The organism is Frigoribacterium sp. CFBP 8759 (assembly GCF_014841655.1).
In the GTDB taxonomy this organism is placed as follows: Bacteria; Actinomycetota; Actinomycetes; order Actinomycetales; family Microbacteriaceae; genus Frigoribacterium.
On the sequence record NZ_JACYUH010000001.1, the window covers coordinates 389,451 to 405,377 of the forward strand.

At 71.0% G+C, this 15,927-nt stretch carries 17 protein-coding genes; 9 read left to right on the forward strand and 8 right to left on the reverse strand.

All coding sequences use genetic code 11. From position 1 onward, the window contains the following. Window positions 1-8 precede the first annotated feature (8 nt). A complete protein-coding gene (locus tag IFT79_RS01820; RefSeq protein WP_123571582.1) occupies window positions 9-722 on the reverse strand; it encodes an MBL fold metallo-hydrolase in 714 nt (237 codons plus the stop codon). Between the two features lie 53 nt (window positions 723-775). Here IFT79_RS01820 and IFT79_RS01825 point away from each other — a divergent pair, with 53 nt between their 5' ends. Beyond that, entirely contained in the window at window positions 776-1,324 is a 549-nt protein-coding gene (locus IFT79_RS01825; protein ID WP_192122765.1) for a TetR/AcrR family transcriptional regulator, read from the forward strand. Window positions 1,325-1,358: 34 nt separating this feature from the next. Here the strand turns inward: IFT79_RS01825 and IFT79_RS01830 are convergent, their stop codons facing one another. Both IFT79_RS01830 and ychF read right to left on the reverse strand, forming a co-directional pair. After that, entirely contained in the window at window positions 1,359-2,546 is a 1,188-nt protein-coding gene (locus tag IFT79_RS01830; protein ID WP_192122766.1) for a N(5)-(carboxyethyl)ornithine synthase, read from the reverse strand. A gap of 43 nt (window positions 2,547-2,589) precedes the next feature. Beyond that, window positions 2,590-3,663, reverse strand: a complete 1,074-nt coding sequence (gene ychF / locus IFT79_RS01835; RefSeq protein WP_043597911.1) for a redox-regulated ATPase YchF — start codon at window positions 3,661-3,663, stop codon at window positions 2,590-2,592. A 119-nt stretch (window positions 3,664-3,782) separates the two neighbouring features. Between ychF and IFT79_RS01840 the strand changes: the two genes are divergently transcribed. Both IFT79_RS01840 and IFT79_RS01845 read left to right on the forward strand, forming a co-directional pair. Then, window positions 3,783-4,412, forward strand: coding sequence for an exonuclease domain-containing protein (locus IFT79_RS01840; RefSeq protein WP_192122767.1), 630 nt, complete (start codon window positions 3,783-3,785; stop codon window positions 4,410-4,412). 105 nt (window positions 4,413-4,517) lie between these two features. Beyond that, window positions 4,518-5,786 (forward strand): DNA recombination protein RmuC, encoded by a 1,269-nt coding sequence (locus IFT79_RS01845; RefSeq protein WP_192122768.1) that lies wholly within the window; start codon window positions 4,518-4,520, stop codon window positions 5,784-5,786. A 65-nt stretch (window positions 5,787-5,851) separates the two neighbouring features. On the opposite strand, the gene glpX is transcribed toward IFT79_RS01845, so the two are convergent. Beyond that, window positions 5,852-6,850: a class II fructose-bisphosphatase gene (gene glpX / locus IFT79_RS01850; RefSeq protein ID WP_192122769.1), complete on the reverse strand. Its 999-nt coding sequence runs from the start codon at window positions 6,848-6,850 to the stop codon at window positions 5,852-5,854. Window positions 6,851-6,961: 111 nt separating this feature from the next. On the opposite strand from glpX, the gene fbaA reads away from it, so the two are divergent. Then, window positions 6,962-7,990: a class II fructose-bisphosphate aldolase gene (gene fbaA / locus IFT79_RS01855; protein WP_192122770.1), complete on the forward strand. Its 1,029-nt coding sequence runs from the start codon at window positions 6,962-6,964 to the stop codon at window positions 7,988-7,990. 76 nt (window positions 7,991-8,066) lie between these two features. Here fbaA and IFT79_RS01860 read toward each other — a convergent pair whose 3' ends face one another. Together IFT79_RS01860 and IFT79_RS01865 are read right to left on the reverse strand one after the other, a co-directional pair. Further along, the gene (locus tag IFT79_RS01860) at window positions 8,067-8,648 is read right to left on the reverse strand and encodes a DUF6264 family protein (RefSeq protein WP_192122771.1); all 582 of its coding nucleotides are present in this window, start codon (window positions 8,646-8,648) and stop codon (window positions 8,067-8,069) included. Next, complete coding sequence (locus IFT79_RS01865; RefSeq protein ID WP_233568507.1) at window positions 8,645-9,709, reverse strand: 4-hydroxy-3-methylbut-2-enyl diphosphate reductase; 1,065 nt, start codon at window positions 9,707-9,709, stop codon at window positions 8,645-8,647. The genes IFT79_RS01860 and IFT79_RS01865 overlap by 4 nt, the downstream gene beginning before the upstream one ends. A 124-nt stretch (window positions 9,710-9,833) precedes the next feature. Between IFT79_RS01865 and xseA the strand changes: the two genes are divergently transcribed. The 5 genes from xseA (at window position 9,834) to IFT79_RS01890 (ending at window position 14,262) form a co-directional block, all read left to right on the forward strand. Continuing rightward, window positions 9,834-11,123: an exodeoxyribonuclease VII large subunit gene (gene xseA, locus IFT79_RS01870; RefSeq protein ID WP_192122772.1), complete on the forward strand. Its 1,290-nt coding sequence runs from the start codon at window positions 9,834-9,836 to the stop codon at window positions 11,121-11,123. Between the two features lie 9 nt (window positions 11,124-11,132). After that, the gene (locus IFT79_RS01875) at window positions 11,133-11,363 is read left to right on the forward strand and encodes an exodeoxyribonuclease VII small subunit (protein ID WP_123571591.1); all 231 of its coding nucleotides are present in this window, start codon (window positions 11,133-11,135) and stop codon (window positions 11,361-11,363) included. After that, on the forward strand, window positions 11,360-12,043 hold the full coding sequence (locus IFT79_RS01880) for a DUF4245 domain-containing protein (protein ID WP_056048791.1): 684 nt from the start codon (window positions 11,360-11,362) through the stop codon (window positions 12,041-12,043). Before IFT79_RS01875 ends, IFT79_RS01880 begins: the two co-directional genes overlap by 4 nt. A gap of 142 nt (window positions 12,044-12,185) precedes the next feature. After that, the gene (locus IFT79_RS01885) at window positions 12,186-12,776 is read left to right on the forward strand and encodes a carbonic anhydrase (protein ID WP_192123113.1); all 591 of its coding nucleotides are present in this window, start codon (window positions 12,186-12,188) and stop codon (window positions 12,774-12,776) included. An 85-nt stretch (window positions 12,777-12,861) separates the two neighbouring features. After that, a complete protein-coding gene (locus tag IFT79_RS01890) occupies window positions 12,862-14,262 on the forward strand; it encodes a class II fumarate hydratase (RefSeq protein WP_255350807.1) in 1,401 nt (466 codons plus the stop codon). 221 nt (window positions 14,263-14,483) lie between these two features. Here the strand turns inward: IFT79_RS01890 and IFT79_RS01895 are convergent, their stop codons facing one another. Continuing rightward, window positions 14,484-14,969, reverse strand: coding sequence for a hypothetical protein (locus IFT79_RS01895; RefSeq protein WP_192122773.1), 486 nt, complete (start codon window positions 14,967-14,969; stop codon window positions 14,484-14,486). Between the two features lie 290 nt (window positions 14,970-15,259). Beyond that, window positions 15,260-15,868, reverse strand: a complete 609-nt coding sequence (locus tag IFT79_RS01900) for a hypothetical protein (protein ID WP_192122774.1) — start codon at window positions 15,866-15,868, stop codon at window positions 15,260-15,262. Window positions 15,869-15,927: the final 59 nt, after the last annotated feature.

The following is a 15,927-nucleotide window of genomic DNA, read 5'->3' on the forward strand; positions in this document are numbered from 1 at the left end:
CGGTCCGGTCAGCGGGCGGCGGCGCGGACGGCGGTGACGGCCGCGGCCACGCCACCGTCCCAGGGGGCGCCGTGGCCCGGCAGCACCCAGGTCGCGCCGGTCCCGAGCAGGGCGTCGAGCGAGGCGAGGGCCTGCTCGGGCTCGTCGGTGAACGGAGCCGGTGCGGGCCCGACGTGCCCGGTCGTCACGTGGCGCGTGGTCAGGGCGTCGCCCACGAACACGGCGTCGACGCCCGGGACGAACACGGCGATGCTGCCTTCGGAGTGCCCGGGCATCGGGATGATCCGAGGCGCACCCGGCAGGTCGAGCGTCTCGCCCCCGTGCACCTCGACGACCTCGGTGAGCCACGCGGTCCTCGCCCCGCCCTTGCGCAGGCTGTAGCCGGCGAACCCCAGCAGGGGGCCGAGCTTCATCGGCGGCATGCCGTTCCCCGGCTTCGGCCCGCCCTTCGCCCGCGAGGCGTCGGCGGCGTGGACGTACACGGGCACCCCGTGTTCGCGACGCAGCCGCTCGGCGAAGCCGACGTGGTCGGAGTCACCGTGGGTGAGGACGACGCCCTTCACGTCGTCGGGGGTGCGTCCGACGGCGGCCAGCTCGGAGACGAGTTCGGACCAGAGGCCGGGCAGACCGGCGTCGATCACGGTCACGCCCTCGGGCGTGACGACGAGGTACGCGGCGACGATGTCGTTGCCGATGCGGTGGAGGGAGGGGGCGAGTTCCATGATGGCTACGGTAGTTAGCCATCATGGCTATTGTCAATAGCTATACTCGACGGATGCCCACACCCGACCGCACCTCACCCGACGCCATCCTGCTCGCCGCGCGCGAGCTGCTCGAGGCCGACGGCCCGTCCGGCCTCACGATGGCCGCGGTCGCGGCGCGGGTCGGCGTGCGTGCACCCTCGCTCTACAAGAGGGTCGAGAACCGGGAGGCGCTGCTGCGGTCGGTCGCGGAGGCCACCCTCACCGACCTGGCCGCGCGGCTCGACGGGGCGGGGTCCGCTCGCGAGGTGCTCGACGCCTTCCGCACGTTCGGGCACGAGCGCCCGGCCGCGTTCCAGCTGGTCATGACGCCCGGGCCCGGCGTCCCCACCGCGCGCCGCGAGTTCGGCGCCGCGGCGAGCGCCGCCGCCCTCCGGGTCGGCGAGCAGCTCGTCGGGCCGGAGCGAGCCCTCGACGCCGCCCGCACGCTCACGGCGTGGGTGGCGGGCTTCGTCATCATGGAGCTCAACGGCGGTTTCCAACTGGGCGGCGACGTCGACGGGGCGTGGGACTTCGGGGCCGGGCGCGTCCTCGCGGCCCTCGCCGCGCCTCCTGCGGTCTGAGCCGTCCCCGCGACCGCCCGGCCTGCGGCTCCGCTCAGTCGAGCGGTGCGTGCGGGTACGAGGAGGCGCGGTGCTGGAACTCGAGGATCGCCTCGTTCTCGACCCGCCCCTCCGCGATCTCGACGGCGCGGCGGATCGTGTCGGACGCCGCCCACGAGGTCGGCCCCTCCATGACGGTGCGCAGGAAGGGCAGGAGGGCCTCGCTGATCTCCCACGTCGTGGAGTTCCAGAGCAGTGAGGGGCTGTGGTCGACGGCGTAGTAGTTCGTGGTCGCGCCGACGGTGACGAGCGGCTCGGCGAAAGTCGTGGCGCGGGCCCACTCGAAGCCCATGCCCTCGTCCACCGAGACGTCGACGATGAGGCTGCCGGGGCGGAAGGCGTCGAGGTCGGTCTCGCGGAGGTAGGTGAGCGGGGCGTTCGGGTCCTGCAGGGTGCAGTTGACGACGATGTCGGCGGCGGCGAGGAACGGAGCGAGGGCGACCGGCCCGTCGGGGGTGTTCACGGTGCTGGCGCCGGGCGTCTCGGGGTCGTGTTCGAACTGGAAGATGTCGACCGACGGGATCGGCGAGCCGACGGCGGCGATGTTGCGGTTCGTCAGGACGCGCACGTCGTGGATGCCGTGGGCGTTGAGGGCCGTGACGGCGCCGCGGGCGGTGGCGCCGAAGCCGATGACGACGGCGCTGAGGCGACGGCCGTAGTCGCCGGTCGAGCCGCAGAGCTGGAGGGCGTGCAGCACCGAGCAGTAGCCGGCGAGCTCGTTGTTCTTGTGGAAGACGTGCAGGCCGTAGCCCCCGTCGGACTGCCAGTGGTTCATGGCCTCCCACGCGATGAGGGTGAGCCGTTTGTCGATGGCGAGCTGGGTGATCTCGCGGTCCTGGACGCAGTGCGGCCAGCCCCAGAGGGTCTGACCGTCGCGCAGGCCCTCGAGGTCGGCGGCCTGGGGCTTGGGCAGCAGGACGACGTCGCTGTCCGCGACGATCTGCTCGCGGTCGGCCATCGCCACGAGGGGTTCGAGGTCGGCGTCGGGGATGCCGAAGCGCAGGCCGTAGCCGCGCTCGAGGGTCATGTTCGCCCGCAGGTCGGCGTCGATGCGGTCGAGGTGGGCGGGGTGGATCGGCAGGCGCCGCTCGTCGGGCTTGCGCGAGGTGGCCAGGACGCCGAGGCGCAGCAGTGCGGGGGCGCCGGAGGTGGTGCCGGTGGGCGGGGAATCCGTTTGGCTCATGCTTGAGAGTAGATGAGTGGCGCTCGCCCCCGAGCCCGGGGCGTCAGTTGTTGAAGCGGAACTCCACCACGTCGCCGTCCTGCATGACGTATTCCTTGCCCTCGATGCGGGCCTTGCCGGCCGAGCGCGCCTCCGCGATGGAGCCGGTCTCGACCAGGTCGTCGAACGAGATGACCTCGGCCTTGATGAAGCCCTTCTCGAAGTCGGTGTGGATGACCCCGGCGGCCTGCGGGGCCTTCCAGCCCTTGCCGATCGTCCAGGCGCGGGTCTCCTTCGGGCCGGCCGTCAGGTAGGTCTGCAGCCCGAGCGTCTCGAAGCCGATGCGGGCGAGCTGGTCGAGACCGGACTCGTCCTGCCCGAGCGACGCGAGCAGCTCGGCGGCGTCCTCGTCGTCGAGGCCGATCAGCTCGGACTCGACCTGCGCGTCGAGGAAGATCGCCTCGGCCGGCGAGACCAGGGCCTGCAGTTCGGCCTTGCGCGCCTCGTCGGTGAGGACGGCCTCGTCGACGTTGAAGACGTAGATGAAGGGCTTCGCGGTGAGCAACCCGAGTTCGCGGATCGGCTCGAGGTCGATGCTCGTGGCCGAGAGCGCCTCGCCTCGCTCGAGCGCCTCCTTGGCGGCGACGGCCGTCTCGTGCACGATCGGCTCGACGCGCTTCAGCCGCAGCTCTTTCTCGTACCGGACGAGCGCCTTCTCGACCGTCTCGAGGTCGGCGAGGATCAGCTCGGTGTTGATCGTGCCCATGTCGCTCTCGGGGTCGACCTTGCCGTCGACGTGCACGACGTCGGGGTCGTCGAAGCCGCGCACGACCTCGGCGATGGCGTCGGCCTCGCGGATGTTCGCCAGGAACTTGTTGCCCAGGCCCTCGCCCTCGCTCGCTCCCTTGACGATGCCGGCGATGTCGACGAACGACACCGGCGCGGGCAGGATCTTCTCGCTGCCGAAGAGACCGGCCAACACCTGGAGGCGCGGGTCGGGCAGGTTGACGATGCCCACGTTGGGCTCGATGGTCGCGAACGGATAGTTCGCCGCCAGCACCTGGTTCTTGGTCAGGGCGTTGAACAGGGTGGACTTGCCGACGTTGGGCAGTCCGACGATCGCGATAGTGAGAGCCACGAGGGTCAAGCGTACCGGGCCTGCCGAGCCGTGCCGTCGGAACCGCGTCCGCCGTGGAGGGAACGGTCGCCCACCGCGCCTGGGGAGGCGGTGTCGGAGGCGCGTGAGAGCATGAGTCAATGCCCATCGACTTCACCGCGATCGACTTCGAGACCGCGAACTCGAGCAGCGCCAGTGCCTGCTCCGTCGGCCTCGTCAAGGTCCGCGACGGCGTCGTCGTCGACAAGGTCGGCTGGTTGATCCAGCCACCCACCGGGCACGACGAGTTCTCCGAGTGGAACACCCGCATCCACGGCATCGTCGCGAACGACGTCGTCGGCGCCTTCGGCTGGGCCGAACAGTTCGAGCTGCTCGCCGACTTCGCCGGCGACGACGTCTTCGTCGCCCACAACGCCGGATTCGACATGGGCGTCATCAAGGCCGCCTGCGCGGCGACCGGGCTCACCCCTCCCCCGTGGTCGTACCTCTGCAGCCTGCAGGTCGCCCGCAAGACCTACTCGCTCGACTCGTACCGGCTGCCGATCGCCGCGACGGCCGCCGGGTTCGACGCCTTCTCCCACCACGACGCCCTCGCCGACGCCGAGGCCTGTGCGGCCATCGTCGCCCACGCCGCACTGTTCCACGGCGCCTCCGACCTGTCCGAACTCGCGACGATCGCGTCGGTCAAGGTGAAGGTGCTGCAGCCGGCCGGGGCGCCGACGGCGCCCGCCGTGCCCCGGGCCGACCGACGCCCGATGGCCTTCGGCTAGGCGCCTCCCTCACGCCAGTCCGACGCCCCCGGGGCGCGTCGGTCTCTCCCGACCCCACCGCGTCGACTCCCGACCGGTGTCGGTGGCCGCTGCCACACTTCCGCCATGCCCCTTCCGCTCGCGCTGTTCCTCGCCCTGCTGCTCGGTCTCGTCCTCGGCGTCGCCGTCGGGGCACTCGTCGCCCGGACCCGCGCCGCGGAGGCGACGGCACGCCTGTCGTCCGACCTCGCCGCAGCCCGCGCCGTGGCCGATGCCACTCGTGAGCGCCTCGACGGTCAGGACGACCAGTACCGTCGACAGATCGCGCAGCAAGAAGACCGCCTCCGCGAGTTCCAGGACCGCCTCCGCGACGTCCGCATCGCCGAGGCCGAGAGGGCACGCACCGACGGTCAGGTGCTCGTCGCGCTCAGCCCGGTGGCCGAGAGCCTGCAGGCCGTCCAGCAGAAGGTGGCCGAGCTCGAAGCCGAACGCACCCTCCAGTACGGCGCCCTCAGCGAGCAGCTCCGCACCGCCGCCGAATCGGGTGAACGGCTCCGCGGGACGGCCGAGTCGCTCGCCTCCGCGCTGAAGTCGAACAGCACCCGCGGCGTGTGGGGCGAGACCCAGTTGCGCAACGTCGTGCAGGCCGCGGGTCTCGTCGAGCGCGTCGACTTCGACGTGCAGACGTCGATCTCGTCGGACGCCGGCTCCGGTCGCCCCGACATGGTGGTGCACCTCCCCGGCGGCAAGAACATCGCGGTCGACGCCAAGGTGCCGTTCTCCGCCTACCTCGAGGCCAGCGCCATCCCCGCATCCGCCACGGGCGACGAGGGCGCACGACGCGACCAGCTGGTCCGGCAGCACGTCAAGGCGCTGCGGGCCCACGTCGACGCCCTGGCGGGCAAGACGTACTGGGCCGGACTCGAGTCCTCGCCCGAGCTGGTCATCGCGTTCATCCCGAGCGAGTCGCTCGTGTCGTCCGCCCTCGAGGCCGACCCGGCCCTGATGGACTACGCCTTCCAGAAGCGCGTCGCCCTCGCCTCGCCCGTGACCCTCTGGTCGGTGCTCAAGACCGTCGCCTTCAGCTGGCAACAGGACGTCGTCACCGCCGAGGCGAAAGAGCTCTTCGACCTCAGCCGCGAACTCTACGGTCGGCTGTCGACCATGGCCGGCCACGTCGACAAGCTCGGCCGGTCGCTGCGCGCCGGCGTCACGGACTACAACCGGTTCGTCGGGTCGCTCGAGCGGACGGTCCTCCCGTCGGCCCGTCGGCTCAGCATGCTCGACGAGTCCAAGGTCCTCGCGACCCCGACGATCGTCGAGGAGTCTCCCCGAGAGCTCACCGCCCCCGAGCTCGCGTCGGCCCTCGTCGAGGGCAGCACCGACCACGACTGACCCCCGGTGCGACGAACGCCCGGCCGAGGCCGGGCGTTCGTCGTGTCAGGCGGGTGTCGCGCCGATCAGGCCTTCTCGCCGTACCACTTCGAGACGAGGTGGTCGGCCTCGACCCGGCGGATGGTGCCGGAGTGCGAGCGCAGCACGATGCTCGAGGTGCGGATCATGCCCTGCTTGCGCGTGACGCCCGCGACGAGTGCGCCGTCGGTGACACCCGTGGCGACGAAGTACGCGTTGTCGCCCGTGACGAGGTCGTCCTGGTCGAGGACGCGGTCGAGGTCGTGACCGGCGTCGATCGCCTTCTGGCGCTCGGCGTCGTCCTTCGGGGCGAGGCGGGCGAGGATCAGGCCGTCGAGGGCCTTGACCGCGCAGGCCGTGATGATGCCCTCGGGCGTGCCACCGACGCCGACGCACATGTCGATGCGGGAGTCGGGACGGGCGGCGTTGATGCCACCGGCCACGTCACCGTCGAGGAGCAGGCGGGTCGACGCGCCCACGGCCCGGATCTCGGCGATGAGGTCGGCGTGACGGGGACGGTCGAGGACGGCGATCTGCATGTCCTCGACGGCGATGCCCTTGGCGGTGGCCAGGGCGGTGATGTTCTCGCCGATGGGACGGTCGAGGTCGATGATGCCGCGGCCCTCGGGGCCGGTGACGATCTTGTCCATGTAGAAGACGGCGCTGGGGTCGTACATGCTGCCGCGGTCGCTGACGGCGATCACCGAGAGGGCGTTCATGCGTCCCGCCGCGGTGAGGCTCGTGCCGTCGATCGGGTCGACGGCGATGTCGCAGGCCGGGCCGAAGCCGTTGCCGACGTGCTCGCCGTTGAAGAGCATCGGGGCTTCGTCCTTCTCGCCCTCGCCGATCACGACCACGCCGTCGAACGCCACCGTGCCCAAGAACTTGCGCATGGCGTCGACCGCGGCCTTGTCGGCGGCGTTCTTGTCGCCCTTGCCGATGAACGGCGCCGAACGGATCGCGGCCGCCTCGGTGGCCCGGACCAGTTCCATGCCGAGGTTGCGGTCGGGGTGCGAGTAGAGGGTTCCGGAATCCGTGTCAGCCATGCTCCGGATCTTACCCGCGCCGCGCCTCCCGACCGGGCTCCGACGACCAGGACGAACAGACGTGCGCTGACTAGGGTGGATGAGCCACCAGCCGTGATCGAAGGAGATTCAATGCCCGTCGCAACCCCCGAGCAGTACGCCGAGATGCTCGACAAGGCGAAGAACAAGGGCTTCGCCTACCCCGCCGTCAACGTCTCGTCGTCGCAGACGATCAACTCCGTGCTGCAGGGCCTGACCGAGGCGGGCAGCGACGGCATCATCCAGGTCACCACCGGCGGCGCCGACTACTTCGCCGGCCACACCGTCAAGAACCGCGCCGCGGGCGCCATCGCCTTCGCCAAGTTCGCGACCGAGGTCGCGAAGAACTACCCGGTGACCGTCGCCCTCCACACCGACCACTGCCCGAAGGACGCCCTCGACGGCTTCGTGCTCCCGCTCATCGCCGCCTCCGAAGAAGAGGTCCGGGCCGGTCGCAACCCGCTGTTCCAGTCGCACATGTGGGACGGCTCGGCCGTCCCGCTCGACGAGAACATCTCGATCGCGCAGGACGTGCTGAAGCGCACCAAGGCCATCAACGCCATCCTCGAGGTCGAGATCGGCGTCGTCGGCGGCGAAGAAGACGGCGTGCAACACGAAGGCACCAACGACGCGCTCTACACCACGGTGGGCGACGTCACCCGCGTGGTCGAGGCGCTCGGCCTCGGCGAACACGGCCGCTACATCGCCGCCCTCACCTTCGGCAACGTGCACGGCGTGTACAAGCCGGGCAACGTCAAGCTGCGTCCCGAACTGCTCGGTGAGATCCAGCAGGGCATCCAGGAGAAGTTCGGCACCGCCGCGAAGCCCCTCGAACTCGTCTTCCACGGTGGTTCGGGGTCGTCCGACGCCGAGATCGCCGAGGCCGTCTCGAACGGCGTCGTCAAGATGAACCTCGACACCGACACGCAGTACGCCTTCAGCCGGTCCATCGCCGACACCGTGCTCAAGAACTACGACGGGTTCCTCAAGATCGACGGCGAGGTCGGCAACAAGAAGCAGTACGACCCCCGCGCCTGGGGCAAGGTCGCCGAGAGCGCCATGGCCGCCCGCGTCGTCGAGGCGACGAAGCAGCTCGGGTCGTACGGTCAGTCGGCGAGCTGACCCGCGCCTCCTGATCGCACGACGAAGCCCCCGAGCGAGTGCTCGGGGGCTTCGTCGTCGGGGCGAAGGGCGGACGTCAGTTCGACCCCGAGAAGTAGTCGTTCGTGAAACTCTGCATCGCCTCGGCGAAAGCCGGATCGCCCATCAAGATGGCCGCCGCTCCGAAGCCCTGCACGAGGCCGAAGACCACACCGGCGACGAGGGGCACCACGAAGCCGAGACGCCCGGCACGCAGCCGCCGGAGGGTCCACCAGGTCGAGACGGCGAACATCGTCACGGCCAACACGGCCATGACGACCCCGAAGGTCTGCAGCGCCGCCGACGAGCCGAACCCCGAGAGGTCGAGCCCGAACGTCTCGAACTGGGCGAGCTGCGTCGTCGCGTAACCGGGCACGCGGGCGACGGCCTGGATCGCCCCGAAGGCACCCAGCCCGATCAGGGCGAACGTCGCCACCCGGTCGATGCGCCGCCCGGTCGAGAGCGCAGGAGGCGCGGTGCGGGTCTCGTCACCGGGGCGGACGTCGGTCGAGACCGCGGGCCGGGCGTCCTGACCGGCGACCCGCGCCTCCTCGGCGGCGTCGGCCTCGGCCGCGGCGGGATTGACCCAGCCCTCGGGCGCGTACTCGCCATAGCGCGGCTTCGGTCGGTCGTCGGTCATCGGGTGCGACCGCCGAGGCCGCGGGCGTCGACCTGGCCCGTCGCATCTTTCCGCAGCTCTTTCGGCAGCGAGAACATCAGGTCTTCCTCCGCCGTGACGACCTCGTGGACGTCGACGTAGCCGGCGTCCGACAGGTCGGCCAGCACCTCGTCGACGAGGACCTCGGGAACCGACGCTCCGGAGGTGACCCCCACCGTCTCGACGCCGTCGAGCCACTCCTGCTTGATCTCGTTGGTGTAGTCGACGCGGTAGGCGGCCTTGGCGCCGTGCTCGAGGGCGACCTCGACGAGACGCACGCTGTTGGAGCTGTTCGCCGATCCGACGACGATGACGAGGTCGGCGCCCTGGGCGACCTTCTTGATGGCGACCTGGCGGTTCTGCGTGGCGTAGCAGATGTCGTCGCTCGGGGGGTTCTGGATGTTCGGGAACCGCTCACGCAGTCGACGCACGGTCTCCATCGTCTCGTCGACGCTGAGGGTGGTCTGCGACAGCCAGACGAGGTTGTCGGGGTCGGCGACGACGAGGTCGTCGACCTCGCCCGGGTTCTGCACCAGGGTGGTGCGATCCGCCGCGTGGCCCATCGTGCCCTCGACCTCTTCGTGCCCGGCGTGGCCGATCAGGATGATGTGTCGGCCCTGGTTGCCGAAGCGCACGGCCTCGCGGTGGACCTTCGTGACGAGGGGGCAGGTCGCGTCGATGGCCTGCAGCTCGCGATCCGCCGCACCCTTCACGACGGCCGGCGAGACGCCGTGCGCGCTGAAGACGATGTGCGACCCCGGGGGCACCTCGTCGACCTCGTCGACGAAGATGGCCCCCTGGCTCTCGAGGGTCGCGACCACGTGCACGTTGTGGACGATCTGCTTGCGGACGTAGACGGGCGCGCCGTAGTGCTCGAGGGCTTTCTCGACCGCGATGACGGCGCGGTCGACGCCGGCGCAGTACCCGCGGGGTGCCGCGAGCAGCACCTGCTTGCGTCCGTTGACGGGGGTATCCTTTAGCCTGTTCCGCACCGCAGGAACACGCGGTGTCGGCAGGTCGATGGCGAGGGCGCCGTTGGAGATGTGGCTCACCCGACGAGTCTAGGTGTGCCGGACTGGTCGCGTACTGGGAGCGACCGTGGGACCGGTCGATCACCGGGGTCGCCGCTCGTCCTGCCGGTGTCGACCACCCCTCGAACGGAGCTCCATGACGATCGTTCCCCCACCCCCCACCGCCGAGTCCCCGTGGCCCGTCGGGCTCCTCGCGAGCAAGGTGCGCGACTGGATCGACCGCCTGGGGACGGCCTGGGTCGAGGGCGAGATCACCCAGTGGAACGTCTCGGGCGGCAACGTCTACGGCAAGCTCCGCGACCTCGAACACGACGCGACCGTCTCGTTCTCGATCTGGTCCAGCGTGAAGTCACGCGTACCCGCCGACCTCAAGCAGGGCGACCGGGTCATCGCCGCCGTCAAGCCGAACTACTGGGTCAAGGGCGGCAGCCTCACGATGCAGGTCTTCGACATGCGCCACGTCGGGCTCGGCGACCTCCTCGAACGACTCGAGCGCCTCCGACGCCAGCTCACGGCCGAGGGGCTCTTCTCCCCCGAGCGCAAGCGGGCCCTGCCGTTCCTTCCCGGCTGCATCGGCCTCGTCACCGGCAAGGACAGCGACGCCGAGAAAGACGTCCTGCGCAACGCCCAGCTGAGATGGCCCTCGGTCTCGTTCCGCGTCGTGCACGCCGCGGTGCAGGGCGATCGCATGGTCGGCGAGGTCACGGCGGCGATCCAGCGCCTCGACGCCGACGACGAGGTCGACGTCATCATCGTCGCGCGAGGCGGCGGCGATTTCCAGAACCTCCTCGGCTTCAGCGACGAAGGCCTCGTCCGCGCCGTCTCGGAGTGCACCACGCCGGTCGTCAGCGCCATCGGGCACGAGGCGGACCGGCCGCTGCTCGACGACGTCGCCGACCTGCGCGCGTCCACGCCCACCGACGCCGCGAAACGGGTCGTCCCCGACGTGACCGAAGAACTGTCGCGCGTGCAACAGGCGCGCACCCGCATCGGAGTGCGTCTGACCTCGCTGGTCGCCACCGAGATCGACCGGCTCGAACAGATCCACAGCCGGCCGGTGCTGGCGTCGCCCCAGACCCTCGTCGACGTCCGGGCCGACGAGGTCGTCCGGGCGGTGGCCCGCGGCGAAGAACTCGTCGGCCGGGCCGTCGAGAGCGCGCACACCCGCGTCTCGGAGCTCACGGCCCAGCTGCGCGCCCTGTCGCCGCAGGGCACGCTGCGCCGCGGTTACGCGATCGTGCAGCTGCCGTCGGGCGGGGTGTTGCGGTCCCCCGCCGAGGCCCCCGCCGAGACGCGCCTGCTCGTGACCACCGACGGAGGCGCGGTGGGCGCCGTCAGCACCGGCGCCTCCTCCCCAGGCTCCGACGCTCCCGACGAGTCGTCACCCGTGGCGTCCGCCACGACCTCCGCCAGCACCCCTCGTTAGGATCGTCACGTGGACACCACCCCGACCAGCACCCCGCCCGACGTCTCGTCGCTCAGCTACGAGCAGGCCCGCGACGAGCTCGTGTCCGTCGTGTCCGAACTCGAGCAGGGCGCCTCGACCCTCGAGCGCTCGCTGGCCCTCTGGGAACGCGGCGAGGCGCTCGCCCGGCGCTGCGAAGAATGGTTGATGGGGGCGCGCGAGCGCCTCGAGGCGGCCCGCCGTCAGGTGTCGGCAGAATGACCTCCCCCTCCGACGGCGGCCCCCGGGGCTCGCGACGCCCCCGAGAGCCCCGCATCGTCGCCGAACTCGGCCGACCCGAGACCCCGGACGAGACCGCCGCGCGCAAGGCCGAGAACACCCGCAAGCACTACGCGAACCAGACGGCGATCAACCTGACCCTGTCGATCGTCGCCTCGCTCGGCATCGTGCTCTTCCTGGTGCTCGTCGTGGTCCGCCCGAGTGGCACGGTGAACCGGCAGGAGATCGACTACGTCCAGGTCGCGTCGCAGGCCCAGGCGAGCGTCGACGCCCCCCTGGCCGCGCCTCCGCTGCCCGACGGCTGGAGCTCGAACGCCGCCGAGGTCCGCTCCACGACCCGCGACGACGTACCGACCTGGTACGTGGGGTTGATCACGCCGGCCCAGCAGTTCATCGGGCTCGAACAGGGCATCGACGCCAATCCGACCTGGGTCAGCCTGCAGGTGCAGAACGCGGCGGCGACGTCGACCCGGTCGATCGGCGGTCTGACCTGGGACGTCTACGATCGGCGCGACGCCGACGACCCGGGCAACTACGCCTATGCCCTGACCACCACGGTCGACCGCAGCTCGTACGTGCTCTACGGCACGGCCGACGACGCCGAGTTCGACGTCCTGGCCACCTCCCTGGCCGAGCAGATCTCCAGCCAAGAAAGCGAATGACGTGACCCGACACGACCCCGCCGCCGGTGTGCCCGCCACCGCGGCCCCTTCCGCACCCGAGAACACCGCGACGTCCCTGCCCACGGACGTCTCGGCCATCGCGCCGGCGAGCGCGTCCGAGCCGGGGACGGCATGGAGCCGGATGGTGGACGGCAACCACCGCTTCGTCGAGGGGGCACCTCGCCACCCCCACCAGGACAGTGACCGGCGATCGTCCCTCGCTGGCGGTCAAGAGCCCGTGGCCGCCCTCTTCGGATGCGCCGACTCGCGACTGGCCGCCGAGATCATCTTCGACGTCGGCCTCGGTGACCTCTTCGTCGTGCGCAACGCCGGCCAGGTGGTCGGCGACACCGTCATCGCCTCGCTCGAGTTCGCGGTCTCGGTGCTCCACGTCCCCCTCATCGTGGTGCTCGGCCACGACAGCTGCGGCGCCGTCGCCTCGGCCATCGACTCCATCGGCTCCGACGCCGCCCCCGGGTCGGCCTTCCTGGGTGGGCTGATCGACATGATCATGCCGTCGGTCGAGCGTGCCCAGCTCGACCTCGAGACGGGTGCCGACCTCGACCCCCGCACGGTCGGCCAGTTGCACATCGAGGCGTCGGTCCGCACGCTCGTCGACCGGTCCGCCCTCATCGCGTCCGCCGTCGCGGACGGTAAGTTGGCCGTGGTCGGCGCGAACTACGACCTCGCCAACGGGCGGGTCGACCCTTCGGTCGTCGTCGGCCGACTCTGAACCGAGTCGGGGCGAACGCTCCGACGCCCCGCGCCCTCGACGGGCGCAGCAGCCCGGCAGGGCCCGAGGAAAGGACCACGACGTCGTGACCACATCCGAGACCGAGTACCGCATCGAGCACGACACGATGGGCGAGGTGCGGGTGCCCGCATCGGCCCTCTACCGCGCCCAGACGCAGCGTGCCGTCGAGAACTTCCCCATCAGCGGGGCCGGTCTCGAGCCGGCGCAGATCGTCGCGCTCGCTCGCATCAAGCGCGCGGCCGCCCTGGTGAACGGCGAGATGGGCATCATCGACCGACCCGTCGCCGACGCGATCGTCTCGGCCGCGGACCAGATCATCGGTGGCAGCCATCACGACCAGTTCCCGGTCGACGTCTACCAGACCGGCAGCGGCACGTCCTCGAACATGAACATGAACGAGGTGCTCGCCACCCTCGCCGGAACGGTCGACGGCGTCGCCGTCCACCCCAACGACCACGTCAACGCGTCACAGTCGTCGAACGACGTGTTCCCGACCTCGGTGCACGTGGCCGTCACGGGCGCGCTGCTGCACGACCTGGTGCCCGCCCTCGACCACCTGGCGGTCGCCCTCGAGAAGAAGGCCACGGCCTGGTCCGACGTGGTGAAGGCGGGCCGCACCCACCTCATGGACGCCACGCCGGTCACGCTCGGGCAGGAGTTCGGCGGCTACGCCCGCCAGATCCGTCTCGCGATCGAACGGGTGCAGAGCGCCCTGCCGCGCGTGGCAGAGGTCCCCCTGGGCGGAACGGCCACCGGCACCGGCATCAACACGCCCCAAGGCTTCCCGCAGCGCGTCATCGCCGCCCTCGCGGACGACAGCGGGCTGCCCGTCACCGAGGCGCTCGACCACTTCGAGGCGCAGGGGGCCCGCGACGCGCTCGTCGAGGCCTCCGGTGCCTTGCGCGTGCTCGCCGTGAGCCTCACCAAGATCAACAACGACATCCGCTGGATGGGCTCGGGGCCCAACGCGGGTCTCGGCGAGCTGCACATCCCCGACCTGCAGCCCGGCTCGTCGATCATGCCGGGCAAGGTCAACCCGGTCATCCCCGAGGCCGTGCTCATGGTCTCGGCACGGGTGATCGGCAATGACGCGACGATCGCCTGGGCCGGCGCGTCCGGAGCCTTCGAACTCAACGTGGCGATCCCCGTGATGGGGACGGCGTTGCTCGAGTCGATCCGCCTGCTCTCGAACGCCACCCGCGCCCTGGCGGACAAGACCGTCGACGGGCTCGAGGCCAACGTCGAGCACGCCCGGGCCCTCGCCGAGTCGTCCCCGTCGATCGTGACGCCGCTCAACCGCGTCATCGGCTACGAGGCCGCCGCGAAGGTGGCCAAGCACGCGGTGGCCCAGAAGCTCACCGTTCGCGAGGCCGTCGTCGATCTCGGGTTCGTCGAGCGGGGCGAGGTCACGGAGCAGCAGCTCGACACCGCACTCGACGTGCTCAGCATGACCCACCCGGGCTGAGCCCACCGGTCAGAGTCCAGCCCCGAGCGGCCCGGGTCGAGCCCTCCGGCCTGAGCCCATCCCCGGCCGGCCGGGACCACAGCACGTCGAGGAGGCGCGCGCCCGTCGTCGACGGACACGCGCCTCCTCGACCTTTAGGCTTCTCTACCCTCTCGCCTGCCTGTTCGCGTTCCTGTTCCCGTTCCCGTTCCCGTCGACGGGGGCACGCCGCGACGCGGACCTCACGGACCCGTCACGACGGCATCGACGGCGACGGCCACCGACGGGCTGGCCACGACACACCAGAAGGCCGCGAGCAGGCACGGCCCGAAAGGGATGCCCCGGCTGACCGATGCCAGCTCTGGCCACGGAGGCGTGCCGGCCCGTCGCGACCTCGAGCCCAACGCCCGAACGCCGGCCACCCCGACCGCGAACGTTCCGGCAAGAGCCCAGAGACCCAGGAGGGCCGCCGGGCTACCCGTCGCGACGAGTCCGCTCAACACGGCGCCGAGCTTGACGTCCCCCATGCCCAGGCCGCCGGCGATGGCGGCCACCAGACCGAGCAAGGCGGCGACCAGGGCGAAGGCCAGGCTCGTGGCCGCCGTGGCGATACCGCCCCCCGCGACGAGCAGGACGGTCGACACCCCCCACGCACCCGCGGCCACTCCGACGAGGACGTTCGGCAGTCGACGCTCGGCGATGTCGATCCGGACCAGGGCCGGAGTCACGGCCGCGACTCCGAGACATCCGACGAGCGTCACCGCCCCGGCGCTCGCGCCCGTGAGGGGGCCGGCATCCAGTGTGGCGGCAGCGACCGTGACCGCCGACAGTGCAGCCGCGGCGACTGCTTCGAGGGCCTGCGTGCGCTCCTGTCGCGGTCCATCACCACCTCGAACCGCTTCCCCGTCCGACGAGCGCGTCCCGTCCGGCGAGCGCGTCCCGTCCGGCGAGCCCGTCCCGTCCGACGAACCCGTCCCGTCCGGGGACGCCGTCTCGTCCACGAGACCTTCCGACGAGCTCACGATGCTCCTGATGACGAGGCCGTCTCCGATCTTGACCGACCCGGATGCGGAGTACGTCCCCGAGCTGGTCGGACCAGATGCCACGGGCGTCGACCTCGCGTGCGCCGGGTTCGCGGACGGTGGGCACGGCCCGTCGTCACGACGAGTCGCCGTCGAGGTCGCCGGGCGTCGTCGAGCACCGCGTGCACGGCCTCGACGATGAGCGATCGATGGTCGCGCACCATCTCGTAGCTGGCTCGAAGGGCGGTTCGTCCCTGAACCGTGATCGCGAGGTCCTTCAGACGGTCCGCGTCGAACGTGTCGCCGTGCCACCTGCGCCCGTCGAGTTCGAGGGCGACGACACCGTCGACGACGATGTCGATGCGGCGGAGGTCCTGCGGGCCGACCCGGGTCTGGGACTCGACGCGGTGCCCCAGGTCGGCGAACGTCACCCTCATGACGCTCTCGATGAAGCTCTCGCTCCGTGGGTCGGCCCAGTCGACGATGCCCCTCACATCCGCGGGAGCCTCGGCGAAGGCCGCGTGCAGTCCGGCGACCGAGAAGTGACCGCTCGACAGCGCCCAGTCCAGGAGGGCGACGGCCTCGTCGAGAGGAGCCGCCGTCACGGCGTCCACCAGAGCGGTGCCGACGGGGACGGCCCAGGCCGCCCGCCGTGCGTCCTCCG